The organism is Demequina lutea (genome assembly GCF_013409005.1).
Taxonomy (GTDB): Bacteria; Actinomycetota; Actinomycetes; order Actinomycetales; family Demequinaceae; genus Demequina; species Demequina lutea.
Genome location: NZ_JACBZO010000001.1, coordinates 1,747,157 through 1,772,273, shown reverse-complemented (window position 1 = coordinate 1,772,273; position 25,117 = coordinate 1,747,157). Strand labels below are relative to the sequence as shown.

Genomic DNA, 25,117 nt, shown 5'->3' with positions numbered 1-25,117 from the left:
CCATCGTCCTTCGGGCCCACCCCAAGTAAGGCTTACCTTGCTTGCGCGCGGGCATTTTCGGCACGACACTGTTGTTTAATCTTTTAGACCCACCCGAGGACGTTCTTTTGAGCGCTCGGAGGTGCGGAACAACAGCCGGAAGGAGACGCAATGGCGACGGACACCACGCGTGAGCGAGTGCTCGGCCTGATCGTGTCCGCAGGCCCCATCACGGCTGCGACCATCGCCGAAAAGTTTGAACTCACGCCCGCCGCCGTGCGCAGGCACCTCTCCGCGCTCACCGACGACGGACTCATCGCCGACCATGAGGTCGCAGGCCCGATCGAACGCGGCCGCGGCAGGCCGGCCAAGGCCTTCGTTGCGACCCCCGAGGGCCAGCGCGCGCTCAAGTCCGCATACTCGGACGTGGCTCAAGACGCCATGGAGTTCCTCAAGGCCAGGGGAGAGCTCGCCGCCTTTGTCGCGGAGCACGGCGTCCGGCTCGAGAACAAGATCACAGGGGCGGTCGACAAGACCGCGCCGGTCGCCGCCCGCGTCGGCGCGCTGTCCGATGCCCTTGCGGCCATGGGCTACGCGACGTCAGTTCGCCCAGGTCCGGGCGGCTACACCCTCCAACTGTGCCAGGGACATTGCCCCGTTCAAGAGATCGCCCAGGCCACCCCCGAGTGGTGTGAAGAGGAGACCAAGGCCTTCTCTCGCGTGCTCGGAGTTCACGTTCAACGCTTGTCAACGCTCGCCCAGGGCGCGCACGTCTGCACGACCACCATCCCGCTCACACCCGCCCTCAAGGAAGGATGACGATGAGCACCCCCACTGACACCCCCATCGCTACCCCCATGACTCAAGACGAAACCATCGCCTCGCTCGGAAACTACGAGTTCGGTTGGCACGACTCCGACGCGGCGGGCATGAGTGCCCAACGTGGACTGAGCGAGGCCGTCGTGCGTAACATCTCGGCGCTCAAGAGCGAGCCTCAGTGGATGCTCGACATCCGCCTCAAGGGTCTGAGCCTCTTTGGCAAGAAGCCGATGCCCACGTGGGGTAGCGACCTCACCGGCATCGACTTCGACAACATCAAGTACTTTGTGCGCTCGACGGAGAAGCAGGCCACCAGTTGGGACGACCTGCCCGACGACATCAAGCGCACGTACGACAAGTTGGGCATCCCCGAGGCCGAGAAGCAGCGCCTCGTCTCGGGCGTCGCGGCGCAATACGAGTCCGAGGTGGTCTACCACCAGATCCGTGAGGACCTCGAGCAGCAGGGCGTCCTGTTTCTGGACACCGACACCGCGCTGCGTGAGCACCCGGACATCTTCGAGGAGTACTTCGGGACGGTCATCCCCGTGGGAGACAACAAGTTCGCTGCTCTCAACACGGCCGTCTGGTCGGGCGGGTCGTTCGTCTACGTCCCGCCGGGCGTCCACGTCGACATCCCGCTGCAGGCATACTTCCGCATCAACACGGAGAACATGGGCCAGTTTGAGCGGACTCTGATCATCGCCGACGAGGGCTCGTACGTGCACTACGTCGAGGGCTGTACGGCGCCCATCTACACGTCGGATTCACTGCACAGCGCCGTCGTCGAGATCATCGTCAAGAAGAACGCACGCGTGCGGTACACGACCATCCAGAACTGGTCGAACAACGTGTACAACCTCGTGACCAAGCGTGCCGTCGCCCACGAGGGCGCGACCATGGAATGGGTCGACGGAAACATCGGCTCCAAGGTGACAATGAAGTACCCGGCCATCTTCTTGGTGGGCGAGCACGCCAAGGGCGAGACCCTCTCGATCGCCTTCGCCGGCGAGGGCCAGCACCAGGACGCCGGCGCCAAGATGGTTCACGCCGCGCCCAACACCTCGTCGAGCATCGTGAGCAAGTCGGTCGCCAGAGGCGGGGGGCGCACGTCGTACCGCGGACTCGTGCAGGTGCTTGAGGGTGCCAAGGGCTCGAAGTCCAACGTGCTGTGTGATGCCCTGTTGGTCGACCAAATCAGCCGCTCCGACACGTACCCATACGTGGACGTGCGCGAGGACGACGTCAGCATGGGTCACGAGGCGACGGTGTCTCGCGTGAGCCAGGAACAGCTGTTCTACCTGATGTCGAGGGGAATGGCCGAGACCGAGGCCATGGCCATGATCGTGCGCGGGTTTGTGGAGCCCATCGCGCGCGAACTGCCCATGGAATACGCGCTCGAGCTGAACCGTCTCATTGAAATGCAAATGGAAGGATCAGTCGGTTGAGCACGACGGAGCAGTCATTAGTGACAGACCACTCGCAGGCCACGGCCGACGCTGCCCACGTTCACGGGCAGAAGTACAACGGCACCATCGTGCCGGACAAGTCGCGCGCCGAACGCCTCATGTCCTTTGACCCCGAGGCCTTCGGAGTGCCGAACGGTCGCGAGGAAAACTGGCGCTTCACGCCCATGCGCACGATCGCCCCGCTGCTCTCTCTCGATGGCGGCGAGGGTGGCCTCGTGTGGGACGTTCCCACCCTTCCCCAAGGCGTGACCTTCACCAACGTCCCCGCAGGTGAGGCGTCGCTCCGCTCCGTGCGCGCACCGGGCGACCGTGCGTCGGCCGTGGCGGTGGCCCGATCAAACGGCGCCATGTCTTTGGGCATCGCCCCTGGTACACAGGTTGCGGAACCGATCGTCATCGGCATGTCGGGCAAGGGCGAGGACGTTCGCGGCCACCTGCTGTTCGAGATCGGCGCGGGCGCGGAGGCCACCGTCGTAGTGACGCGCACCGGCTCCGGCAACTACGGCGAATTCGTTTCGGTTGACGTGGGCGAGAACGCGGGACTCAACCTCGTGCTCGTCCAGCAGTGGGAAGCCGATGCCATTCACGTGAGCGAGGTCGTCGCCAAACTCGGCCGCGACGCCAGGCTACGCGGATCCGTCGTGACCCTGGGCGGCAAGGTCGTGCGCCTCAACACGTCCGTCGCCCTCGCGGGCGAGGGTGCGCGCGTCGACCTGTTCGGCTTGTACTTCGCCGACTCGGGCCAGCACCAAGAGCACCAGCTATTCGTCGACCACGTGGCGCCGCATTGCACCTCGCGCGTGACCTATAAGGGCGCGCTCGCAGGTGCCAAGGCGCACACCGTGTGGATCGGCGACGTGCTCATTCGCGCCGCGGCGGAGGGCACCGATACCTACGAACTCAACCGCAACCTGGTGCTCAGCGACGGCGCCCGCGCGGACTCGGTCCCCAACCTGGAGATCGAGACGGGCGAGATCGCTGGCGCAGGGCACGCGTCGGCCACCGGTCGCTTCGACGATGAGCAGATGTTCTACTTGCGTTCGCGTGGAATCAGCGAGGCGCAGGCCCGCAGGCTCGTGGTGCGTGGATTCTTCGCGGACCTCATCCGCGAGATCGGCGTCGAGTCGGTCGAGAAGGGCCTGATGGTTGCGATCGACGCCGAGCTCGAGCAAGTTGCAAGCGAGCAGCGTGCGGCGGGGGAGGAGTGACGTGAGCGAACAATTCGCGTGCAACGTCTCCGACCTCAAGCCAGGCACCTTGGTTCAGTCGTACCTCACCGCCGCCGACGGCAGCGAGGTCGCTGTCGCGGTCGCCCGCTCCGATGACGGCGAGTTCTATGCCATCAACGACATCTGCAGTCATGGCGAGGTGTCGCTAGCCGAGGGCGAAATCATCGGCTGCGAGGTTGAATGCTGGGCCCACGGAGCGCGATTCGACCTGCGCACGGGGGAGGCAACAGAACTCCCCGCAATCGACCCAGTCGACGCCTACCCCGTCCACATCGACGGCGAGCGTGTGCTCGTAGACGTCGACAACCCCATTACTTCCGGCATTAAGGAGAACGCATGAGCACCCTGGAGATTAAGAACCTGCACGTCACCGTCGACACCCCCGAGGGCGTCAAGGAGATCCTCAAGGGCGTCGACCTGTCGATCTCGTCGGGCGAGACCCACGCGATCATGGGGCCAAACGGCTCCGGCAAGTCGACCCTGGCCTACTCGATCGCGGGTCACCCCAAGTACACCGTCACCGAGGGCACCATCACTCTTGACGGCGCCGACGTGCTTGCCATGACGGTCGACGAGCGCGCCAAGGCGGGCCTGTTCCTTGCGATGCAGTACCCCGTCGAAGTTCCGGGCGTCTCCGTGTCCAATTTCCTGCGTACCGCCAAGACGGCCATCACGGGCGAAGCACCGAAGTTGCGCACGTGGGTCAAGGACGTCAAGGTGTCGATGGAGGCCCTACGCATGGACCCCACATTCGCCGAACGCAACGTCAACGAGGGCTTCTCCGGCGGCGAGAAGAAGCGCCACGAGATCCTGCAGATGGAACTCCTGAGCCCCAAGATGGCGATCCTCGACGAGACCGACTCAGGTCTCGACGTCGACGCGCTGCGCATCGTGTCCGAGGGCGTCAACCGCGTCAAGGACAACACGGGCCTTGGCATCATGCTCATCACGCACTACACGCGGATCCTGAACTACATCAAGCCCGACTTCGTCCACGTGTTCGTCAATGGCCGGGTGGCGGAAGAGGGCGGCCCCGAGTTGGCCGACCAGCTCGAGGCAGAGGGCTACGACCGCTTCCTCGTGGAGGCGTAACTCTTCCGATGCGCGCGCTCACCGATATCAGGGCCGACTTCCCGATTCTCACCCGCACGGTGCGGAACGGGAAGCCCCTGGTGTACCTCGATTCGGCCGCGACGTCGCAGCGCCCCCAGCAGGTGCTTGACGCCGTCGCCGACTTCGAGACCCATCACAATGGCGCGGTCCAGCGCGGCGCGCACCTCCTCGCCGAGGAGGCCACCGAGCTCTTCGAGGGCGCTCGTGCGTCCGTGGCGCGCCTCGTGGGTGCGACCGAGGACCGCGAGATCGTGTGGACGGGAAACGCCACGGCGGCCGTGAACCTCGTGGCAAACGGCATGGCAAACGCATCGGCAGGGATCGGCGGCGCGGAGTCGGCCCGCTTCCGGATCGGCCCGGGCGACTCGATTGTGGTCACCGAGACCGAGCACCACGCCAACCTGATCCCGTGGCAGCAGTTGTGCGCTCGCACCGGCGCGACCCTCCGGTGGATAGAGGTCGGCGACGAGGGGCGCATGCGGCTCGAGCAGCTCGCCACGGTCGTGGATGAAACGACCAAGCTCGTCGCCTTCACCCACGCCTCGAACGTCACGGGCCTCGTCACCGACGTTGCGCCCATCGTGGCTCGGGCCCGCGAGGTGGGTGCGCTCACGTTCTTGGACGCTTGCCAGTCCGTTCCGCATATCCCTGTTGACTTTGCCGCGCTCGGCGTCGACTTTGCCGCGTTTTCCGGGCACAAGATGCTCGGTCCCACCGGCATCGGCGCCCTATGGGGGCGTGGAGCCCTCCTTGATGCGTTGCCGCCATCGATCTTTGGGGGAGGGACCGTTCAGGTCGTGACCCTCGAGGAGACCACCTGGACGCAAGCGCCCACCCGTTTCGAGGCCGGCTCGCAGCCGGTCGCGCAGGCGGTGGGCATGGGCGTGGCCGCCGAATACCTCATGGCACTTGGCATGGACAACGTGGCCGCGCACGAGCGCCGCATTGGGCACATCCTGCGCGGGGGCGTCAGCGAGCTTCCTGGAGTGCGACTCTTGGGCCCCGTGGGGGATCCAGACACCCTCGACGTGCTCGGTCTCGCGGCAGTTGTAGTCGACGGAGTGCATTCTCACGACGTGGGCCAGGTGCTCGACGATGCTGGCATCGCCGTGCGCGTCGGCCACCACTGTAACCAGCCCCTACACCGGCGACTCGGCGCACAGAGTTCGACCCGTGCGAGCGCCCATGTGTACACGACCGAGGACGAGGCTAGGCTCTTTGTCGAGATCCTCGCCACGGTGCGACCCTTCTTTGGAATGAGCTCATGAGCGACCTCGAACAGATGTACCAGCAGGTCATCCTCGACCACGCGAGGGCGCGTCACGGCAGCGGCCTCGTGGTCCTCGATGCCTCCTCAGTGGGGGAGTCACACCAGGTCAACCCCACGTGCGGCGACGAGATCACCGTGCGTGTCGCCCTCGATGGCGACAAGCTCGCGTCGGTCTCGTGGGAGGGCCAGGGTTGTTCGATTTCCCAGGCGTCGGCGTCGATCCTCACTGAACTGATGGATGGTGCGGATCTGCGCCGCGCGGATGAGACCATGGAGGCCTTCATGGCGCTCATGCACCACAGGGGAGAACTGCTCGGCGACGAGCGGGACGACCTCCTCGATGATGCCACGGCCTTGGTCGGCGTGGGAAAGTACCCGGCGCGCATCAAGTGCGCGCTGCTCAGTTGGGTGGCATTGCGCGACGCGATCGTGCGTGCCACCGTCGGCACGGAAGGATCGTGACTATGGCAGAAACGACGACCCCCGCGAATGTGGCGGACATCGAGGAGGCTCTCCGCGATGTCATCGACCCCGAGCTGGGTATCAATGTGGTGGACCTGGGGCTCGTGTACGGCGTGCAGCTTGACGAGAACCAGCACGCCGTGATCGACATGACCCTGACGTCGGCCGCGTGCCCGCTCACGGACGTGCTCGAGGACCAGACGCGCGAATGCCTTGAGGGCCTCGTGGACGGCTTCAGGATCAACTGGGTGTGGATGCCGCCGTGGGGCCCGGACAAGATCACCGACGACGGCCGCGAGCAGTTGAGGGCACTCGGCTTCAACGTCTGATTTCGTGAGCGCGCCCACGCACGTGGTGCTCATCCGCGGCATCAACGTGGGTGGCAAGAACCCCGTGCCCATGGCGCGCCTGCGCGACGCCCTTAGCGCACGCGGGTACGGCGGGGTCAGCACCTATATTCAATCCGGCAATGTGGTGCTGGCGGCGCCCGGCGAGGACGAGTCGCGCGTGTCGCGAGCCGTAGAGGGAGTCCTCGCCGACGAGTATGGCGTCAACACCGTGGTCCTCACGCTTTCCTCCGAGACGTTGCGGGCCGCAGTCTCCGATGCCCCCGAGGGCTTTGGTGCGCAGCCGGACGCTTACCACTACGACGTCGCATTCCTCATGCCAGGACTCACAGGCGAGCAGGCGCTGCCCGAATTCGGCATCCGCGAGGGTGTCGATACGGCGTGGGCGGGAACAAACGTCGTCTACTTCAGGCGCTTGTCGGCCGAGCGCACCAAGAGCAAGCTCTCCAGAGTCATGAGCAGCCCGCTCTACAAGGGCATGACCATCCGCAACTGGCGCACGTGCACCACGCTGGTCGGAATGCTTGTGGAGCCCTAGCTGCCCACCACTCCAAACGTGTCGCATGCCGCCACGGTGCCGTTGGTGTAACCGGTCGTGAACGCGTCCGTGCGCTGCTGGGACGTGCCGTGCGTGAACGTGTGCGGGGTGACCTCGCCCTGGATTGTCTGCTGAATCCTGTCGTCGCCAACGGACGCCGCGGCCGCGAGGGCGTTGTCGAGCTGATCCTGCGTGACGGGCTTGAGGAACGGCACGCCGGTATCGGGATCTGGCGTGGTGGCGGCGTGGCCCACCCAGACGCCCGCGAGGCAGTCCGCCATGAGCTCGACCTTGACCGAATCGGAGTTCGCGCCGGAGCCCGAGCGATTCGCGATATCGAAGATGCCGAGCTCGTTCTCGATGTGGTGACCGTATTCGTGTGCCACGACGTATGCCTCGGCAAGATTGCCGTTTTGGTAGCCGAACTGGGACAACGAGTCAAAAAAGGTCGTGTTGACGTACAGGGTTTGGTCGGGAGGGCAGTAGAACGGACCGGTGGACGACGACGCGGTTCCGCACGTGGTGGGCGTGGACCGGTCGAAGACCACGATTCCAGGGAGTTCGTGCGAGAAGCCCGCGGCCGGAAGAGCATCGGCCCAATACGCGTCGAGCGACTCGACGACGGCGAGCACGCGGCAGTCCGCATACTTGTTTGCTGAAGCGCCCGTCATGCAACGGTCGTTGAAGTCCTGCTGAGCGGTCACGTCTTGGACGCCCTGGTTGCCCCCAGTGCCGGAGGTGCCCGCATCCAGGTTGAATAGCGACGGGTCAAAACCGAGGATCAGCGCGAGGATCACGATGATGAGGCCGCCAACGCCGCCTCCGATCGCCAGGCCGCCCGTGGCACCGCCTGGGCCCCTGCGCTGAACACGGTTGGGGTCGAGCCTGGTTCCCTCGTTGAAACTCATGATGCCTCCTCGCGCCTCAACTTACTCGGTGCTTGCGGGGGCCGTCAGGCGGATGCGTCGGCGCTTGGGAGCGTCAGCCAGGGCCTCGTCTCCGATGCCGCGCGCGTGCAGAGCCGCGCCGAGGTCGAGGGCAAATCCGACGGTGCGAGTTGCGGTGGGAATCATGAGCGCCGTCATGTTGCGCCGTATTCCGCGCGCCCTGGCGGCGTCTCTCGACTCGCGCATGATTCTCGAAATTTCCGGAATGGTGCGAAGCATGATGGCGAACATGAGGCCGGGAATCGTGGGCGGAACGATGCGTCGGAACGGGCGCGCGAGACGGGTCGCGAAGTCGAGCATGTCGTTCATCGACGTCGAGCCGGTGACGGCGAGGGAGAGAGCAAAAAGCCCGACGAGGTCGGCGGCGATGTCGATGCCGGCGTCAACGTATCCCCGATACACCTGGTAGAACGCTGTCATGGCCGCAACGAACAGGATGAAGCCGAGTGCTTTGAGCGTCGGCTTTGGTGGAGGGAGAATGCTGATGAGTAGCAAAAGTGCCGCCACACACAGGCCGATGGCGGTCACCGGATCCGTGATGATCATGGTCACCACGGCCCACGCAAACAACGCGAGAACCTTGGACCAGGCGGGCAGGCGGTGCAGGGGCGAGGCACCCGCCCTGTAGGACCCGACGGCCGGATTCACGCGTTTGGCTCCCTCGTCTTACGGAACATCAGGTTGCGATAGTGGGCGACCGCGTCGGAGGGATCCCCGTCGAAGACGACCGATCCCTCGTCGATCACCAGAGTGCGCTGGGCCTTCGTGGCCGCCTCCAGGTCGTGAGTGACCTCGATGAGCTGGATAGGGAGGGCCTGCAGCAGGGCGCCAACGTGGGCCTTCCAACGCAAGTCCAGAAGCGTCGTCGGCTCGTCGGCGACCACCACCAGGGGGGTCGCGGTGAGCACGCCCGCAAGCGCAAGGAGCTGCCTCTGGCCACCCGAAAGGGCGTTGACGGACACGTCGCCCTTGTCGCCAAGGCCGATGTCCTCAAGCGCCGCCATGGCGGCCTTGACGCGTTCGTTCTTGGATCGGATGACGCGCCGGAGCGACAGCATGACGTCCTCGAGCGCGGTGGGCATGATGAGCTGCGCCGAGGGATCCGTGAAGAGGAAACCCACCTTGCGCCGCACGAGAGCCCCGTGCTTGCGGGTGTCGAGGCCGTCGACATGCACCGATCCGGAAACGGGAAGCGCCAAACCGTTGATGAGGCGCGCGAGCGTCGACTTGCCGGACCCATTCGCGCCGATGATGGTGATGCGTGGTTCATCGAGCGTGAGTGTCGTCGGGTGGAGAATGGGAACGCCCGTATCGGGCGCGACGACGGCCGCTTCCTTGAACTCAATCATGGGGTCAAGGCTAGGCGCTACGCGCCCGACTTACTGCCAGCGCTCGTTCCAGTGGCCACGAGGGCCGAGGAGTCGGCCGCGGAGGGAGTGGAGCGTACCGAGCCGAGGAGTTGCGGGTAGGCGCGATGGACGGCCGCCGCGGCGCTGCCCGCAACGAACACCTTGATGATGTCGCCCGCGAGGAACGGAGAGGCGAAGGTCACAGTGTCCGCGAGCGAGGTGTGGAGACGCAACGAGAAGAATCCCCAACCGATGAGGTTGAGCACCACGAGCGAGCCGACGGCGCACGCGCCGATGATTCCCGTGGTGGTGAGCTGGCCGCGAAGTCGCATTCGGCGCACGAGCCAGCCGGTCACGAAGGCCGCGAGCACGAATCCGCCGAGGAAGCCAGCGGTGGGACCCGCCCAGGCCGCGAAGCCTCCGACGCGGCCGGCGAAGATCGGCGCTCCCGCGGTGCCGACCACGAGGTAGAGCGCGACGGCCGCGGCTCCTCGCCACGGCCCGAGGGCGGCGCCCGCGAGCAAGATGGCGAGCGTTTGGAGCGTGATCGGCACGCCGGATACGAGTTCGGCACCCGGCCACAGCGTCGACGCGGCAACCAAGCCGGCGAAGACCGCGATGAGCGCAATATTGGTGGTTGAAAGGGCGTGACGAATGGGCATGGGGACTCCCTGGGATAATGGCTTGGCGGCTACGATACTCGACCCGTCCCTCTACCCCCTCTCTCGTAAGGATTTATTGTGATTGTCGCCCAGCAGGTCGAGATGCGAATCGGCGCTCGCGTGCTGCTCCACCCAGCCACCTTCACCATCGGCAAGGGTGACCGCGTAGGCCTCGTCGGGCGTAATGGTGCTGGTAAAACCACCCTAACCAAGATTCTTGCGGGTGAGAGTCTCGCTTCTCATGGCTCCGTGACCCACAAGGGCACGGTCGGATACCTTCCTCAAGACCCGCGCACAGGAGACCTCGAACAACGAGCGCTCGATCGCATCCTGGCCGCAAGGGACCTCGAGGAGATCATTGCGAAACTGCGCGACGCCGAGAACGGCATGGCCAGCGGGGACCCGAAGGTCGCGGAGAGGGCGATGGACCGCTATCCGAAGGTTGAGGAGAGATTCAGGGCCGCTGGTGGGTACGCGGCGGAGTCCGAGGCCGCGCGAATCGCCGCCAACCTCGGCCTCGATGAGCGCGTGCTCGGCCAGCCCGTTGGCACCCTCTCCGGCGGCCAACGTCGGCGCGTAGAGCTCGCGAGAATTCTCTTTTCCGACGCCGAAACGCTGCTGCTTGACGAGCCGACGAACCACCTCGACGCCGATTCGATCGTGTGGCTCAGAAACTTCCTCTCGAACTACCCTGGCGGCCTCATCGTGATCTCTCACGATGTTGAACTCGTGCGTCAGGTCGTCACCAAGGTGTTCCACCTCGACGCCAATAGGGGAGAGCTCGACCAGTACTCGCTGGGATGGGACCTCTACCTGAAGCAGCGCGAGGACGATGAGAAGCGCAGGCACCGCGAGCGCGACAACGCCGAGAAGAAGGCCGCGGCGCTCATGGAGCAGGCCAACAAGATGCGCGCCAAGGCCACCAAGGCCGTCGCGGCCCAGAACATGGCCAAGCGCGCCGAGCGGCTGCTTGCAGGCACCGAGGCCCAGCGTGTTCAGGACAAGGTCGCCGCGTTGCGTTTCCCCAAGCCTGCCCCTTGCGGAAAGACCCCGCTGCGCGCGTCTGGCCTGTCGAAGAATTATGGCTCGCTCGAGGTCTTCACGGATGTCGACCTAGCGATCGACAAGGGCACGCGCGTCGTCGTCCTCGGCCTCAACGGCGCGGGGAAGACGACGTTGCTCAAGCTTCTCGCCGGCGTCGAGAACCCCGACACCGGCCAGGTCGAGCCCGGCCATGGTCTCAAGATGGGCTACTACGCGCAGGAGCACGACACCCTGGACCTGGATCAAACGGTGCTCGAGAACATGCGTCACGCCGCTCCCGACCTCAATGACTCGGAGGTGCGGGGGACGCTTGGCTCGTTCCTGTTCCAGGGAGACGATGTCGACAAGCCAGCGCGCGTGCTGTCGGGCGGAGAAAAGACGCGACTCGCGCTCGCGACTCTCGTGGTGAGCCAAGCGAACGTGTTGCTGCTCGACGAGCCGACCAACAACCTTGACCCGGCGAGCCGCAGGGAGATCCTGAACGCCCTCAAGACGTACGAGGGTGCCGTGGTGCTCGTGACCCACGATGAGGGCGCCGTCGAGGCCTTGCAGCCCGACAAGGTGCTGCTTCTGCCCGACGCGGTCGAGGACCTGTGGAACCCGACGTACGGCGATCTCGTGTCGATGGCCTGACGGTCGGGACACGGAAGGGCGCTAGAGCGCGTCCTCGATATCTTCGTCGCTCGGGCGAGTGCGTTTCGCAGGGCGGCGGAGAGCCTCGACCTCGACATCCTTCTTTTGCTCTTCGGGAACGGGCGCACCGTTACCGCCGAGGCGTTCGCGTTCGAGGTGCGCGTCGCGGACCGTGAGCCACACGCCGACGGGGGCCGACGCCACGAGCAAGAGCCACCATTGCATGGCATAGCTCAAGTGGGGGCCCAAGGACAGCTCAGGAAGTGGCACCGGCGCTACGCCGTCAAGGCAGCCGCTGCCCCCGCAAGCGGAATCGACCATCAGGTATGCGGCGAGGATGTTGCCGTTGGCGCCGCTCATTTGCGCGGGGGTGATGCGGGTGCCTGGCCTGCCGTTGTCTGAATCAAACGCGCGCACGGTTCCGGTCACGGTGACCACCCCGGAGGGAATGCTGGGAGCGGTCGGCTCGGTCCGGGACGTCCATCCGAGATTCAGCAACACCGCCTGACCCTTTGGGGACGTGTGAATCCAGGCGAGATACTGGATCGTCGCGTTGGTGTCGATCGTGCGGCCGCGCAACTGCACCAGATCCTTCTGATCAATCACTCCCGTGACCGTCACCTTGCGCCAGTCGGCAGCTCCCGGACCCGTGTCGGCAGTCGTCATGATCGACTCGAGCGGAACCGTGGGCAGTCCGGTCGCCGCCTGCTGGGCGTGAAGAGCGTGCGACTTCGTTTCGTAGCGGCCCCACTGCCACCGCCCCGCCACCAAGCCGATTGCCATGAGCGCAAGAACGATCACAACGGTCAGCGCGATTCGGCGCGGCGCGTAAGCGGCGGGACGCACGGTTGGGTGTGTCTCGCGGTCGGAAGTGGCGGTCACACTCCCGATGGTACGGGCGTCGCGAGGCGCTCCTTGCGCGGGGCATCCGCTAGTTTGGGCGCATGACTCGACACGTGGTAGTGACAGGAGCAAACCGCGGCATCGGCCGTGCCATCGCCGAGGCCTTCGTGGCGAATGGCGACACGGTCTCGACGATCTACAGGGGCGGGGACCTTCCCGACGGCGTGACGGGAGCCGTCGCGGACGTGACGGACACCGCTGCCGTCAATGCGGCATTCGACGAACTCGAGGCGGCGCACGGACGGGTGCGGGTGCTCATCGCGAACGCGGGCATCACGCGCGACGGGCTGCTCATGCGCATGTCCGACGAGGATTTCGAGTCCGTCATCGACGTCAATCTCACGGGCACGTTCCGCACCGTCCGCCGCGCCGTCAACTCGATGATGCGCGAGAAGTACGGCCGCATCGTGCTGATCGGCTCGGTGGTAGGTCTCATGGGAAACCCCGGTCAGGTCAACTACTCATCGTCCAAGTCGGCGCTCGTCGGGATGGCGCGGTCGATTACCCGCGAGGTGGGATCCCGCGGGATCACCGCGAACGTCATTGCGCCAGGCTTCATCACGACCGATATGACGGCGGAGCTTGCCGCGGACGTCGTCAAGCAATACGAGGCCACGATCCCGGCCAGGCGTTTCGGCGCGGCAAGCGAGGTCGCTGCGGCTGCGGTCTTTTTGGCGTCCGATGCGGCAGGCTATGTCTCCGGCGCGGTGTTGCCGGTCGACGGCGGCCTGGGCATGGGCCACTGAGTTCTTTCACGGGTAGCTTGACCACGTAGTCTTTCGCACGGAGGAATCATGGGCATTCTTGAAGGCAAGAACATTTTGGTCACCGGAGTACTCACGGAGGGGTCGATCGCGTTTGACGTGGCGCGCTTGTGCCAGGAGCAGGGCGCGACCGTGCTGCTGACCGGCGTCGGGCGCACGCTCAAGGTGACGCAGGCGATGGGCCGCAGGCTTCCCGTCGAGGCGCAGGCCGTCGAGTTGGATGTGACCAACCCCGAGCAGCTCGCGACCCTCGCCGATGCGGTGCGTGAACACGTTCCTCACCTCGACGGTGTGGTGCACTCGATCGGCTACGCGCCCGGATCGGTTCTTGGCGGCAACTTCATGACGGGCCAATGGGACGATGTCGCCGTCGCGATGCACATCTCGGCGTACTCCCTTAAGGCCCTGGCCGGCGCGACGCTGCCGCTCATGACTGGCGGCGGATCAATTGTCGGTCTGACGTTCGACGGCCGCTATGCGTGGCCCGTGTACGACTGGATGGGTGTGGCCAAGTCGGCGTTCGAGGCCGTCAGCCGCTACCTTGCACGCGACCTTGGCCCTCTGGGCATTCGGTGCAACCTCGTTTCAGCGGGCCCGCTCAAGACCACGGCCGCCCTGCACATCCCAGGCTTCGACCAGATGGAGGGCAAGTGGGACGGCCGTGCGCCGCTTGGTTGGGACTCGAGTGACACGGTTCCCGCAGCGAAGGCTGTCACGGCTTTGCTCAGTGACTGGTTCCCCGCCACCACTGGCGAGATGATTCACGTCGATGGCGGCGTGCACGCCATGGGTCAGTAGTGCCTCTGCTCGTGCTGGTGCGCCACGCGAAGGCGGAGGCGCCGCAGGCCGGGCTTGACGATCACGGACGTGCCCTGACACTCGAGGGCCGGGAGGCGTCGGTGCGGTTAGCCGAGCGGCTCGTCGAGGCGGGCGTCGTGCCGGATCTCGCCCTGGTGTCATCGTCCAACCGCACGGTGCAGACGTTTAAGCGCATGGCGACCGTCTTTGGCGATATGCCCATGCGCGTCGAAGATGACCTGTATGAGTCCGCAGGGGAGCGCTACCTCAGCGTGCTCACGCGCGCGGGGGACGCGAAGGTGGTTCTGGTCGTCGGCCACGAGCCCACGACGTCCCACGTGGCCGCGTGGCTCGCAGGGCCGGGTTCCCTGAAGCGTCCGCTCCAGAAGGTTGCCCAAGGGATGACGACGTCGGGTGCCGCGATCCTCGAGTTCGACGGCACGTGGGCGGGGCTCGACCACCGTACCGCTCGACTCGTCGACGTCGTCGACGGCAAGCCCGCTTAGCGGCCGATGTCCGAGTCGCCCGCCGATCGCGCCGAGTTGCGCGAACGATTGTGGTCGGCGCTGCTGGCGATGCAGCGTCTCGCGTGGGAGCAGGGAGCCGCTTCTCAGGCGGCGCTCGACGAGGGCCGGCTCGACCTGGCCCGCGCGATAGCGCGTGACGCGGTCACTCACCAGGACGCCGAAGGGCGCCTCGGCGCCACTGGGGATTCAGGGCTGGTCAACGGTGGTGCTCTCGGCGAGGCCGTGGCTCTCCTTGCCACGGACGGCGACGACGAGGCGGCAGTTGCCCTCGAGCGGCAGCGGTGGTGGTTTCTTCGGTGGTCCCCACGCGACGACGAGGGCGTCGTGTGGCATCTTCGGGACTCGCAGGAGGTCTGGGTCGATTCGATCTACATGGTGGTGCCGCTGCTCATCCTCACGGGTGACGTGGCACCCGCCGACATGCAGTACCGGATGCACCGCGAACACCTGTGGGACGAGGCGACGGGCCTCTACAGGCACCGCGTCAACACCGTGACAGGGGAGCGTGTGCGCGGCGCATTCTGGGCGTCGGGCAACGGGTGGGCCGCCGCGGGAATCGCTCGCGCGCTACGCATCGGCGGGGATGGTGTGCCCACCGACATGCGGGGCCGTTGGCAGGCCCAGACGCGCGGGCTTGTCGACGCAGTCGCGGCGTGGGAAACACCAGACGGCAGGTTCCACAACGTGCTCAACGATCCCGCCACGTTCACGGACGGCACCGCGGGGCTCATGCTCGCCTACGCGGCCCTCACGGGCGTTGCGGATGGCTGGCTCCCCTCGACCTACGCAGACTCCGCCAGGCGGTGGATGATCTCGGCTCTGGCGCTCGTGGATGCGGCTGGCGTGTTGCGGGGTGTCGCCGGAGCGTCAAGCTTTGATCGCGAGGGGACCTCGGCGGAGGCTCAGGCCTTCGCTCTCTTGGCGCTCACCGCGAGCGACGCCGTCATATAGCCGCCGCGCACGTCACCTAGGCAACGGAACGCGCAGCGATCAACGGCCAGGCGACATCGAGCCGGGGCCCATCAATCGCGATATCCGCTCGATCCCTCACCACGGGCTTGGCCGAGAACGCGACCGAGAGTCCGGCGACGTCCATCATGCCCAGATCATTGGCGCCGTCGCCGATGGCGACAGTGTCCTCGATCGCGACGCCTGCGGCACGTGCGAATGCCAAGAGCGCGACCGCCTTGGCGTTGCGGTCGATCACGGGGCCCACGGTGCGCCCCGTCAAGACGCCGTCCAGCACCTCAAGCCGATTGGCCACGAAGTGGGTCACGTTCACGCGTGAGGCAATGGTCGAGACGACCTCTTCGAATCCTCCGGAGACAAGCCCGACCGTCCAGCCCGCCTCCTGGGCGGTCGCCACGAGTTCGGCGGCGCCTGGAGTGAGGGCGACCTCCGCCGCGACGTCGGCGAAGACCGTGAGAGGCAGACCCTTGAGGGTCGCGACGCGCTTCTTCAGGGACTCGGCAAAGTCGAGCTCGCCGCGCATCGCCCGATCGGTGATCGCGGCAACCTCAACGAGCGAGCCCGCCCTCGCGGCAAGTAGCTCGATGACCTCTTGCTGAATGAGGGTCGAATCGACGTCGAGGACGAGGAGACGACCTTCGCTCATGCAGTGATCACGGTGCCCTTGGCAACGACGGTCAAACCGGACTCGGTCACGGTGAAACCGCGGGCGATGTCGGCGTCGCGGTCGATGCCCACGCGTGCGCCCTCGTCCACGAGCACGCCTTTGTCCAGGATCGCGCGGTGGACCTGGGCGTGCCTGCCCACAATGACGTCATCGAGCAGAATCGAATCCGAGACGGTTGACCACGAGTGAAGACGCACGCCTGGCGACAGAATCGAGCCCGTGACCGTTGCCCCAGACACGATCACGCCGGGCGAGACCACGGAGTCCGCGGCGTGGCCGAGTCGTCCCTCTTCCGAGTGGATGAACTTTGCAGGAGGCTGCGTGATGAGTCCCTGGTGCACGGGCCACTTGTCGTTGTACATGTTGAAGACGGGCAGGACGGCGATGAGGTCCATGTGTGCGTCGTAGTACGAGTCAATCGTTCCGACGTCGCGCCAGTAGTCGCGGTCCCTGTCGGTTGATCCGGGAACGTCGTTGTAGACGAAGTCGTACAGTCCGCACGTGCCCTTGTTCACGAAGTACGGCACGAGGTCGCCACCCATGTCGTGCTTGGAGTCATCATTGTCAGCGTCGGCAGCGAGGGCCTCGAGTAAGGCGCCAGCCGAGACGACGTAGTTGCCCATCGACGCCAAGATCTCGGTGGGACTGTCGGGAAGGCCGTCGGGGTTCGTCGGCTTCTCTAGGAATGCGCGCACGCGGCTGTGATCGTCGGGGTCGACGTCGACCACGCCAAACTGATCGGCCATTTCAATCGGCTGTCGAATTCCAGCGACGGTGAATTCCGCACCCGACTCGATGTGAGCATCGACCATCTGAGAGAAGTCCATGCGATAGACGTGGTCGGCGCCGACGATGACGATGATGTCCGGCTTCTCGTCCTCGATGATGTTGACGCACTGGTAGATCGCGTCCGCGCTTCCCAAATACCAATGCTTGCCGCGACGTTGTTGCGCGGGCACGGGCGCGACATAGTTACCGAGCAAGGGCGACATCCGCCACGTGCGCGCAATGTGCGTGTCGAGCGAGTGCGACTTGTATTGGGTCAAGACGATGACCTGCAGATATTGCGAGTTCACCAGATTCGACAGGGCAAAGTCCACGAGTCTATACGTGCCGCCAAAAGGGACGGAGGGCTTGGCGCGGGCTGCGGTCAAGGGCATCAGGCGCTTGCCCTCACCTCCTGCGAGGACGATTGCAAGTACCTTCGGCGCTGACATGGGTCCAGCATACGTGCCGCACCGCCGCGTCGCGGAGGCCACGCCATCGCGAAAGCGATTACGGTGGGACCATGCGCGTCGATATCCTCAGTCGTGAATACCCTCCCCACGTATACGGGGGCGCAGGCGTTCACGTCAGCGAACTTGCCAGAGTATTGCGCGAGCACGTCGACGTACGCGTGCGCGCTTTTGATGGCCCCCGTGACGAGCCGGGCGTCACCGGATACACGGCGCTTGGAGGAGGAGTCGGCGATGCCTCGCTCGACGTGCTCGCCCATAACCTCCCGATGGCGAAGGATTGCGAGGGTGCCGACCTGGTCCACTCGCACACGTGGTACGCGAACATGGCCGGGCACTTGGCCAAGACGTTGCACGGGATGCCGCACGTCCTGAGCGCCCACTCGCTCGAGCCCCTGCGGCCGTGGAAGGCCGAGCAACTCGGCGGTGGCTATCGCGTGTCCAGTTGGATTGAGAAGACCGCGTATGAGGCGGCCGACGGCATCATCGCGGTGAGCGCGGGCATGCGTGCCGACGTGCTGCGTTGCTACCCGGACGTCGACCCCGCAAAGGTGCAGGTGGTTCACAATGGCATCGACGTCGATGCATGGGCGGCGCCCAGCACTGACGAGGAACGCGAAGCGGCGGCCGCAACGGTCGCGAGGCACGGCATCGACCCCACCCGCCCGGCGATCGTCTTCGTCGGCCGCATCACCAGGCAGAAGGGGTTGCCATACCTGTTGCGCGCGGTCGAGAGGCTGCCCAAGGACGTCCAGGTCGTGCTGTGCGCGGGGGCGCCGGACACCAAGGAGATTGCCGTGGAGGTCTCGTCGGCCGTGGCAACGCTGCAAGAGACCCGCGACGGGGTCACCTGGATCGAGCAAATGCTGCCGAGGCCCGAACTGGTGGCCGTGCTCGACGCGTGCACCGCGTTCGTCTGCCCGTCAATCTACGAGCCCTTGGGGATTGTCAATCTTGAGGCGATGGCGGTGGGCCTTCCAGTCGTCGGCACCGCAACGGGAGGGATCCCCGAGGTGATAGTCGATGGCGTGACAGGCGCCCTGGTGCCGATCGACCAGGCCACGGACGGCACCGGAACGCCTACCGATCCCGAAACCTATGTTGCCGACCTCGCGGCCGCCATGACGGCGATGGTGTCCGATGCCGACGCCGCCAGAGCGATGGGGGTCCGCGGCCGAGCACGCGCAACTGAGCACTTCTCGTGGGACGCTATTGCCGAGCGCACCCTTGCCGTCTACGACGCCGTTCTCGGTTAGGGTTATCTGACATGAACGATGTCCTGCGGCTCACTGACGTCACTCTTCGTCGCGGAGAAAACCAGGTCCTCGACGGTGTCACGTGGAGTGTCGCTCCGGCGGATCGGTGGGTCATTCTTGGGCCCAATGGCGCGGGAAAGACGTCGCTCGTCACGCTGTGTTCCGCTCGAGCCCACCCTACGACCGGGAGCGTCGAGATACTCGGCGAACCTCTTGGCGAGACAAATACGCAAGAACTGCGCATTCGCATCGGCTTGGCTAGCGCTGCGCTTGCCGACCGGATCCCGCCAAGCGAGACCGTGCGCGACTTGGTCATGACCGCTGCGTATGGAGTTACTGGTCGGTGGCGCGAAGAATACGAGAGTGTCGACGAAATGCGGGCCGATGATCTTCTTGCGGCCTTTGGAATGCATGCCTTTGCGGATCGCACGTTTGAGACGTTGAGCGAGGGAGAGCGCAAGCGGGTTCAGATCGCTCGGGCGCTCATGACGGACCCTGAGTTGTTGCTGCTCGACGAGCCTGCGGCGGGATTGGACCTGGGCGGGCGCGAGGAGCTCCTCGGCGCTCTCACCGAGCTCGCCGGCGACCGTCGCTCGCCTGCCATGGTCATGGTCACCCACCATGTCGAGGAGATTCCGGCGGGATTCACTCACGTGCTGCTCCTGAGAGACGGCAAGGCGGTCGCTCAAGGGCCGCTCGCCGACAGCTTGACCAGTGCCAACCTATCCGCCGCCTACGGGCTACCCATCCAGCTCTTCGCCCATGAGGGACGCTGGACGGCAAGAAGCGTGTGACGAGTCGTATCGGCGTGTAAAGGACCCGCTGAGGGCCGAATCCGAGCTGCCTGACGCGACCCTCATTCGTGGAGTCCATCGCAGGGACTATTGCCGGGTAAGGACGTCATTCGCACGGCCGATGCGCGCCCCGAATCGCCCTGCTAGGTTGATATGAGAAGGGAGAACCCATGGAATTCATGTGGTGGTTCATCGTGGCTGCGGCGTTGGGTGTTTTCGAGATTTTCACGCTCGACCTCACGTTGCTCATGCTTGCGGGTGGCGCGCTCGCCGGAGGCACGGTGATGCTCCTGAACGGTCCGATCCTCCTCGCGGTTGTCGTCGCTTGCGTCGTCGCATCGCTGTTGCTATTCGCCTTGCGGCCGTGGTTGTTGCGCTCGATGCGCAAGCGTGGGGTCGCATTCGTCGAGACCAACTCGGCGGCGCTCGTCACCATGCACGCCAAGGCGCTCGATGACGTGACCGCCACTGGCGGTCGCGTCAAGTTGCGCGGAGAGGTGTGGTCGGCGCGCATCGAAGAGGGCGCCGACGTTATTCCCGAAGGCGCCGACGTCGTCGTCGTCAAAATCGACGGAGCGATGGCAATCGTCGCCCCAGCAAAGGAGAACACGTCGCTATGACGCCGGTACAAATAGCAGGACTCGTCGTTCTGGGTATAGTCGCGATCTTTGTGATCTCGGCCATCGCCCGATCCATCGTGGTCGTGCGCCAGACCAAGGCCTACCTCGTTGAGCGCCTCGGCCGGTATAGCCGCACGCTTGACGCGGGACTTCACCTTCTGGTGCCGTTCCTCGACAGAGTGCGCGCTCAGGTCGACCTCAAGGAGCAGGTGTATCCCACTCCGCCTCAGTCGGTCATCACGTCTGACAACCTGGTGGTCGACATCGACTCGGTCATCTATCTGCAGGTCACCGACGCCCGCGCGGCTGTCTACGAGATCGCCAACTACTGGATCGGTGTCGAACAGCTCACGGCCACGACTCTGCGTAACATCGTCGGCACCATGGACCTTGAGCAGGCGCTCACCGGCCGCGACCACATCAACGGCCATTTGCGCGGAGTGCTTGACGAGGCGACAGGCAAGTGGGGTATCCGCGTGAACCGCGTCGAGATCAAGGCCATCGAGCCGCCGGTCTCGATCAAGGACTCGATGGAGAAGCAGATGCGCGCCGAGCGTGACCGACGTGCCGCGATCCTGACCGCGGAGGGCGTCAAGCAGTCCGCGATCCTCATGGCCGAGGGCGAGAAGCAGTCCGCGATCCTCATGGCCGAGGGTGACGCGCAGTCCAAGATTCTGCGTGCAGAGGGCGAGGCTCGCGCCATTTTGCAGGTGTTCGACGCGATCCACGAGGGTGACGCCGACAGCAAGCTGCTCGCGTACCAGTACCTGCAGATGCTGCCCGAAATTGCCAAGACGGACTCGAACAAGATCTGGTTCGTGCCCACAGAGTTCACGGGTGCGCTCAAGGCGGTCGCCGCAGGCTTCGGTGGCGCGGAAGAGCCTGAGCCCCTCAACCGTGACCCCGAGCGCGCCAAGCGCAGGACCCCGCTCACTAACGTTCTCACCGATCCACGCGTTGCCCTCGAAGAGGCGCGCCGCATGGCGGAGAGCGTGAGCGCTGACGCGGAGTCGGCCGGTTCCGCTAGTGGTGCAACGTTCGACCCAAACGTCTCGAAGGGTCAACAGCCAGGCTAAGCACCATACCGAACGGCGCGGGGCCCCCAGAAACCGGGGGCCCTTCGTCGTTCCTGCAAATGGCTTGATCCGTACCGTGTCACGGCGCATTCCACCCGCTGGTGGCTGAATTCGTACCGCTTAGCCGGAGGCCTCAGAGCTTGGGTCTCACCGGCTGCGGTACAGATTCGACCACCTTGGGTCGCACGAGCCTCAAATCCGGTACGAATTGAGCCACTGCGCATGGGGGGCGTCGCGCTGCGGGCTTCGAGGCTGGGAGACTGGTGCGGTGCCCGTGATCAAAGTGACCGATCCCGCCGACGAGCGGCTCGCCGACTATCGCGGGCTCACCGACGTCGCGTTGAGGCGCCGCATCGAGCCGGCCGCGGGCCTGTACATGGCGGAGGGCGCGAAGGTCATCTCGAGGGCTCTCGCCGGCGGCCATCGGCCGCGGTCCCTCCTGGTCACCGAACGCTGGCTTGAGTCGGTCGAATCGCTGGTTGACGCTGATACCCCCATCTACGTGGCCCCCGCTGAGGTGCTCGAGTCCGTGACCGGCTACGACGTCCATCGCGGAGCCCTAGCGGCGATGCATCGCCCCGAGCTCGCCTCGGTGGAAGACATCGTCAGGGGTGCCCGGCTCGTCGTGGTGCTCGAGGGCATCGTGGACCACACCAATGTGGGCGCGATTTTCCGGTCCGTTGCGGGCCTGGGGGCGGATGCCATTCTCGTCTCGCCCACATGCGCCGACCCGCTATACCGGCGATCCGTGAAGGTCTCCATGGGCACCGTGTTTCAGGTGCCGTGGACTCGCGTCGAGCCGTGGCCCGCTGCTCTGGACGAATTGCGCGATGCCGGATTCACCGTCGCAGCCTTGGCGCTGGCCGACGATGCGGTGTCCCTGGCGGACTTCGCGGGGGCGGGCCACGAGCGGGTCGCACTCGTTATGGGGACCGAAGGCGACGGGTTGTCACACGCCGCCCTGTCCGCAGCGGATCACGTGGTCACTATCCCCATGGCTGGGGGAGTGGACTCTCTGAACGTGGCTGCGGCATCGGCCGTCGCCGTGTGGGAGCTGCGCCGCCGCTAGGCCGCTCCGGGGGCGACGGACTCAGTGGCTGGGGCTCAATCACGATACTGGGGGCCGTTAAGGACGCCAATCCTCGGGAGGCTGTGCTCCGACATGCTGGACGGTCAGCGCACTTGCTTGAATTCCACTCCTGACCGCGTCGTCGAGCCCGGCGCCTGCGACCAGTGCCGCGGCGAGGGCCCCCGCGAACGAGTCCCCAGCTCCGGTGGTGTCGACCACGGGAACCGTCTCACCAGGAAAGTGCCTTGCAGGGGCGCCATCGGCCACGACCGCACCGTCGCCCCCAAGGGTCACAACGACGGAACGGCAACGCGCCGCGAGTGCCTGGGCGACATCATGAGCGTCTTGGACGGACTCGCACCGGGACTCCGCAAGTGTGGCGGCCTCACCCGCGTTGACGATGAGCGGGTCACAAGCGGCCAACACGGCCTCGGCGACTGGCTGCATGGGGGACAGGTTCAATACGACTCGCGCACCCCGCTCGTGCGCGACCAAGCATGCCCGTTCGACCACTGGCAGCGGAAGCTCCAGTTGTGTGAGGAGGACGGATCCGGGCTCCACCAGGTCGGCGACGGTGCCGCTCACCAGTGCGGGATCCAGTGACGCGCTTGCGCCAGGGGCCACGATGATCGAATTCTCGCCGTCGGCCGAAACCGTGATGAGCGCCACGCCGCTTGGCTGGCCATCGACGCGCGTCACGTGTGAAACGTTGACGCCCTTGGCGGCCAGGTCTGCGAGCAGCTCGGCTCCTGCGGAGTCGTCGCCCACGGCGGACACAAAGGTCACGGCGGCGCCGGCGCGAGCTGCGGAAACGGCCTGATTTGAGCCCTTGCCGCCCGTCCCCGTCTCGTAGGAGTGGCCAAGGATGGTCTGGCCGGGCAGCGGGTGGAGGTCGACGAACACTACGTGGTCGCGGTTGACCGTGCCGAGGACGATCAGCGGCCCGCGCGTGAATAGCGAGTCGGTCCGTGGATCGGTATTCATTCGTTACCCATTTTCCTCTGTATTGACACCGCGCCGCCTTGACATGGGCGAAAGCTTGATGCGATTCGAGGCGCCGCCTTGGGCGGGTGGATCGACGTGCTGATCACCGACCTAGGGACTGCTCACCGGCTAGTTGAGGGTGACTGACGCCCAGACGTGGCGGCTACGGGGCGTCGGGGAAGATGACGCCCTTGTGCAGGATGAAGCAACCATACGGTTGGTCCTCCAGCGTGTGAACCACGGCGAAGACCTCCTTGGCGCGTTCATAGAACCACAATCGCGGCACGATGCCGAACTCGAGGGGCTCGGGGTGGTGAGCGCGCGCGATCTCAAGAACGGCCGCCTGTACGGGTGCGACGATTGAGGGGTCGCCGTCGACCTCCATGCGCTCGAGCGGGTGGTCAAGGAACGTATCCAAAGGCATGACGCTCAAGATGGCGCGGGCCGCGCGCTCCACCCCAATTTCGCCCAGCCTCAAGACGGGCTTGCCCGATGCTGCGGCCGGGTAGTTGCGATCGACGAGCAGGAGTTGGTCACCGTGACCCATGTCGTCCAGGATGTGCAAGAGCTCTCCGTGGAGCACGGGGTCGATTCCCTTGAGCATGCCGGCCTGCCTTCATCGCCATCGTCGTGGACATGACCCATTGTCCTCGCACTCACATCGCGTGAGGTAATGCTGTGCAGGGTTTCGCGAGGTTGAATTTCTAGGCGGAAACTGCGGCGACACCGTCGCGTGCCGCGATGAGCCAGTCGACGAGGTCTTTGATCGCAATGACGGGAACGTCGTCGCGCTCGCCGAGAGCGAGAAGCCCCTCGAGGCGGAGCATCTCACCGTCGTCGCCGACCACCTCGCAAATCGCCGCTGCGGGTTCCAGCCCGGCAAGCAACAACAAATCGATGGCCGCCTCGGTGTGGCCGTTCCTCACAAGGACTCCCCCGTCGACCGCGCGCAAGGGCACGATGTGTCCCGGCCTGGTGAGGGCGCTTGGCGTTGACGTGGGGTCGGCCAGGATACGAAGCGTGTTGGCGCGGTCGGCCGCACTGATGCCGGTCGTGAGGCGGTTCGCTGCATCCACCGTGACGGTGTACGCGGTCCCGCGAGGGTCTTCGTTGTGTTCGACCATGGGAGGCAGCGCCAACCGGTCGGCAATCTCGTTCGTGAGAGGTGCGCAGATGAAACCCGAGGACACGCGCACGGTCCACGCAATCCACTCCTGAGTGGCGTACTGGGCGGCCAGCACGATGTCGCCCTCGTTTTCGCGGTCCTCATCGTCGACGACGATGACGGGGCGTCCCTCTTTAAGTGCCTCGAGGGCGTCGGGAATGGTAGCGAGGCTGATGGCCCGCTCCTCTCGTGGCGTGGTGAAACGTGCTCAACGTTGGCTTTTGCGGCCCAGGCAGGCACAGCCGTGGCCAAGCCCGAGGGAGCGCTTCTGCTCCCATGATATCGGATTGATACGGGGCGGTCGGCGGAGTACTGACGTGTGACGGATGCGGACTGAGTGGGTCTCGCGCATGTCCGCCATCCATGGCAGAATCGAACAAGTGTTCGAATGGCGTGCGGGTTCTCCGCCGCCCTGTCAGCGACCGCTTGGGA

28 protein-coding genes and 1 pseudogene are annotated in these 25,117 nt (G+C 65.5%); 19 read left to right on the top strand and 10 right to left on the bottom strand.

Annotated elements, in window-relative coordinates:
* Window positions 1–150: 150 nt before the first annotated feature.
* Genes BKA03_RS08620 through BKA03_RS08580 form a run of 9 tightly spaced genes read left to right on the top strand, consistent with a single transcriptional unit; the run spans window position 151 to window position 7,223 of the window.
* Window positions 151–798 (top strand): helix-turn-helix transcriptional regulator, encoded by a 648-nt coding sequence (locus tag BKA03_RS08620; RefSeq protein WP_179397990.1) that lies wholly within the window; start codon window positions 151–153, stop codon window positions 796–798.
* The gene (sufB, locus tag BKA03_RS08615; protein WP_218856013.1) at window positions 795–2,243 is read left to right on the top strand and encodes a Fe-S cluster assembly protein SufB; all 1,449 of its coding nucleotides are present in this window, start codon (window positions 795–797) and stop codon (window positions 2,241–2,243) included. The genes BKA03_RS08620 and sufB overlap by 4 nt, the downstream gene beginning before the upstream one ends.
* Window positions 2,240–3,472, top strand: a complete 1,233-nt coding sequence (gene sufD, locus BKA03_RS08610; protein WP_218856012.1) for a Fe-S cluster assembly protein SufD — start codon at window positions 2,240–2,242, stop codon at window positions 3,470–3,472. Before sufB ends, sufD begins: the two co-directional genes overlap by 4 nt.
* Before the next feature lies 1 nt (window position 3,473).
* Window positions 3,474–3,833, top strand: coding sequence for a non-heme iron oxygenase ferredoxin subunit (locus tag BKA03_RS08605; RefSeq protein WP_179397988.1), 360 nt, complete (start codon window positions 3,474–3,476; stop codon window positions 3,831–3,833).
* Window positions 3,830–4,585 (top strand): Fe-S cluster assembly ATPase SufC, encoded by a 756-nt coding sequence (gene sufC / locus BKA03_RS08600; RefSeq protein ID WP_179397987.1) that lies wholly within the window; start codon window positions 3,830–3,832, stop codon window positions 4,583–4,585. Before BKA03_RS08605 ends, sufC begins: the two co-directional genes overlap by 4 nt.
* A gap of 8 nt (window positions 4,586–4,593) precedes the next feature.
* Window positions 4,594–5,874 carry a SufS family cysteine desulfurase gene (locus BKA03_RS08595; protein WP_179397986.1) on the top strand — a complete coding sequence of 427 codons (1,281 nt, stop codon included), beginning with the start codon at window positions 4,594–4,596 and terminating at the stop codon, window positions 5,872–5,874.
* On the top strand, window positions 5,871–6,338 hold the full coding sequence (gene sufU / locus BKA03_RS08590) for a Fe-S cluster assembly sulfur transfer protein SufU (protein WP_179397985.1): 468 nt from the start codon (window positions 5,871–5,873) through the stop codon (window positions 6,336–6,338). The genes BKA03_RS08595 and sufU overlap by 4 nt, the downstream gene beginning before the upstream one ends.
* Before the next feature lie 2 nt (window positions 6,339–6,340).
* A complete protein-coding gene (locus BKA03_RS08585; RefSeq protein WP_179397984.1) occupies window positions 6,341–6,667 on the top strand; it encodes a metal-sulfur cluster assembly factor in 327 nt (108 codons plus the stop codon).
* Window positions 6,668–6,671: 4 nt separating this feature from the next.
* Window positions 6,672–7,223, top strand: coding sequence for a DUF1697 domain-containing protein (locus BKA03_RS08580; RefSeq protein ID WP_179397983.1), 552 nt, complete (start codon window positions 6,672–6,674; stop codon window positions 7,221–7,223).
* Here the strand turns inward: BKA03_RS08580 and ypfJ are convergent.
* The 4 genes from ypfJ to BKA03_RS08560 are packed head-to-tail and all read right to left on the bottom strand — an operon-like array spanning window position 7,220 to window position 10,181.
* Entirely contained in the window at window positions 7,220–8,131 is a 912-nt protein-coding gene (gene ypfJ, locus BKA03_RS08575; RefSeq protein ID WP_179397982.1) for a KPN_02809 family neutral zinc metallopeptidase, read from the bottom strand. The two genes, BKA03_RS08580 and ypfJ, sit on opposite strands and share 4 nt — an antisense overlap.
* Window positions 8,132–8,152: 21 nt before the next feature.
* Window positions 8,153–8,818 carry an energy-coupling factor transporter transmembrane component T family protein gene (locus BKA03_RS08570; RefSeq protein ID WP_179397981.1) on the bottom strand — a complete coding sequence of 222 codons (666 nt, stop codon included), beginning with the start codon at window positions 8,816–8,818 and terminating at the stop codon, window positions 8,153–8,155.
* A complete protein-coding gene (locus tag BKA03_RS08565; RefSeq protein WP_179397980.1) occupies window positions 8,815–9,519 on the bottom strand; it encodes an energy-coupling factor ABC transporter ATP-binding protein in 705 nt (234 codons plus the stop codon). Before BKA03_RS08565 ends, BKA03_RS08570 begins: the two co-directional genes overlap by 4 nt.
* Before the next feature lie 17 nt (window positions 9,520–9,536).
* Window positions 9,537–10,181, bottom strand: coding sequence for a biotin transporter BioY (locus BKA03_RS08560; protein ID WP_179397979.1), 645 nt, complete (start codon window positions 10,179–10,181; stop codon window positions 9,537–9,539).
* Between the two features lie 102 nt (window positions 10,182–10,283).
* On the opposite strand from BKA03_RS08560, the gene BKA03_RS08555 reads away from it, so the two are divergent.
* Window positions 10,284–11,858, top strand: a complete 1,575-nt coding sequence (locus tag BKA03_RS08555; RefSeq protein ID WP_218856141.1) for an ABC-F family ATP-binding cassette domain-containing protein — start codon at window positions 10,284–10,286, stop codon at window positions 11,856–11,858.
* Between the two features lie 21 nt (window positions 11,859–11,879).
* Here the strand turns inward: BKA03_RS08555 and BKA03_RS08550 are convergent, their stop codons facing one another.
* Window positions 11,880–12,740, bottom strand: coding sequence for an SURF1 family protein (locus BKA03_RS08550; RefSeq protein ID WP_179397977.1), 861 nt, complete (start codon window positions 12,738–12,740; stop codon window positions 11,880–11,882).
* Between the two features lie 62 nt (window positions 12,741–12,802).
* On the opposite strand from BKA03_RS08550, the gene fabG reads away from it, so the two are divergent.
* Genes fabG through BKA03_RS08530 form a run of 4 tightly spaced genes read left to right on the top strand, consistent with a single transcriptional unit; the run spans window position 12,803 to window position 15,801 of the window.
* A complete protein-coding gene (fabG, locus tag BKA03_RS08545; protein WP_179397976.1) occupies window positions 12,803–13,507 on the top strand; it encodes a 3-oxoacyl-ACP reductase FabG in 705 nt (234 codons plus the stop codon).
* Window positions 13,508–13,555: 48 nt separating this feature from the next.
* Window positions 13,556–14,323 (top strand): enoyl-ACP reductase FabI, encoded by a 768-nt coding sequence (gene fabI, locus BKA03_RS08540; RefSeq protein ID WP_179397975.1) that lies wholly within the window; start codon window positions 13,556–13,558, stop codon window positions 14,321–14,323.
* The gene (locus BKA03_RS08535; RefSeq protein WP_179397974.1) at window positions 14,323–14,829 is read left to right on the top strand and encodes a SixA phosphatase family protein; all 507 of its coding nucleotides are present in this window, start codon (window positions 14,323–14,325) and stop codon (window positions 14,827–14,829) included. Before fabI ends, BKA03_RS08535 begins: the two co-directional genes overlap by 1 nt.
* Before the next feature lie 6 nt (window positions 14,830–14,835).
* Window positions 14,836–15,801, top strand: coding sequence for a glycoside hydrolase family 88 protein (locus tag BKA03_RS08530; RefSeq protein WP_179397973.1), 966 nt, complete (start codon window positions 14,836–14,838; stop codon window positions 15,799–15,801).
* Window positions 15,802–15,817: 16 nt separating this feature from the next.
* Here BKA03_RS08530 and serB read toward each other — a convergent pair whose 3' ends face one another.
* Both serB and glgC read right to left on the bottom strand, forming a co-directional pair.
* Window positions 15,818–16,465, bottom strand: a complete 648-nt coding sequence (serB, locus tag BKA03_RS08525) for a phosphoserine phosphatase SerB (RefSeq protein ID WP_179397972.1) — start codon at window positions 16,463–16,465, stop codon at window positions 15,818–15,820.
* Complete coding sequence (gene glgC / locus BKA03_RS08520; RefSeq protein ID WP_179397971.1) at window positions 16,462–17,703, bottom strand: glucose-1-phosphate adenylyltransferase; 1,242 nt, start codon at window positions 17,701–17,703, stop codon at window positions 16,462–16,464. Before glgC ends, serB begins: the two co-directional genes overlap by 4 nt.
* Window positions 17,704–17,774: 71 nt before the next feature.
* Between glgC and glgA the strand changes: the two genes are divergently transcribed.
* From glgA to BKA03_RS08495, 5 genes are all read left to right on the top strand, one after another.
* Window positions 17,775–18,977 (top strand): glycogen synthase, encoded by a 1,203-nt coding sequence (glgA, locus tag BKA03_RS08515; protein WP_179397970.1) that lies wholly within the window; start codon window positions 17,775–17,777, stop codon window positions 18,975–18,977.
* Between the two features lie 11 nt (window positions 18,978–18,988).
* Window positions 18,989–19,771, top strand: coding sequence for an ABC transporter ATP-binding protein (locus tag BKA03_RS08510; protein WP_179397969.1), 783 nt, complete (start codon window positions 18,989–18,991; stop codon window positions 19,769–19,771).
* Window positions 19,772–19,941: 170 nt separating this feature from the next.
* Window positions 19,942–20,391 (top strand): NfeD family protein, encoded by a 450-nt coding sequence (locus BKA03_RS08505; protein ID WP_179397968.1) that lies wholly within the window; start codon window positions 19,942–19,944, stop codon window positions 20,389–20,391.
* Window positions 20,388–21,467, top strand: coding sequence for an SPFH domain-containing protein (locus tag BKA03_RS08500; RefSeq protein WP_179397967.1), 1,080 nt, complete (start codon window positions 20,388–20,390; stop codon window positions 21,465–21,467). Before BKA03_RS08505 ends, BKA03_RS08500 begins: the two co-directional genes overlap by 4 nt.
* Window positions 21,468–21,735: 268 nt before the next feature.
* Window positions 21,736–22,536 (top strand): TrmH family RNA methyltransferase, encoded by an 801-nt coding sequence (locus BKA03_RS08495; protein ID WP_179397966.1) that lies wholly within the window; start codon window positions 21,736–21,738, stop codon window positions 22,534–22,536.
* A 57-nt stretch (window positions 22,537–22,593) separates the two neighbouring features.
* On the opposite strand, the gene BKA03_RS08490 is transcribed toward BKA03_RS08495, so the two are convergent.
* The 3 genes and pseudogenes from BKA03_RS08490 to ribB form a co-directional block, all read right to left on the bottom strand.
* A complete protein-coding gene (locus BKA03_RS08490; protein ID WP_179397965.1) occupies window positions 22,594–23,520 on the bottom strand; it encodes a ribokinase in 927 nt (308 codons plus the stop codon).
* A gap of 163 nt (window positions 23,521–23,683) precedes the next feature.
* The gene (locus BKA03_RS08480; protein WP_179397964.1) at window positions 23,684–24,124 is read right to left on the bottom strand and encodes an RbsD/FucU family protein; all 441 of its coding nucleotides are present in this window, start codon (window positions 24,122–24,124) and stop codon (window positions 23,684–23,686) included.
* Window positions 24,125–24,263: 139 nt separating this feature from the next.
* Window positions 24,264–24,860: pseudogene (gene ribB, locus BKA03_RS08475) on the bottom strand (3,4-dihydroxy-2-butanone-4-phosphate synthase); the annotation flags it as partial.
* Window positions 24,861–25,117 lie beyond the last annotated feature (257 nt).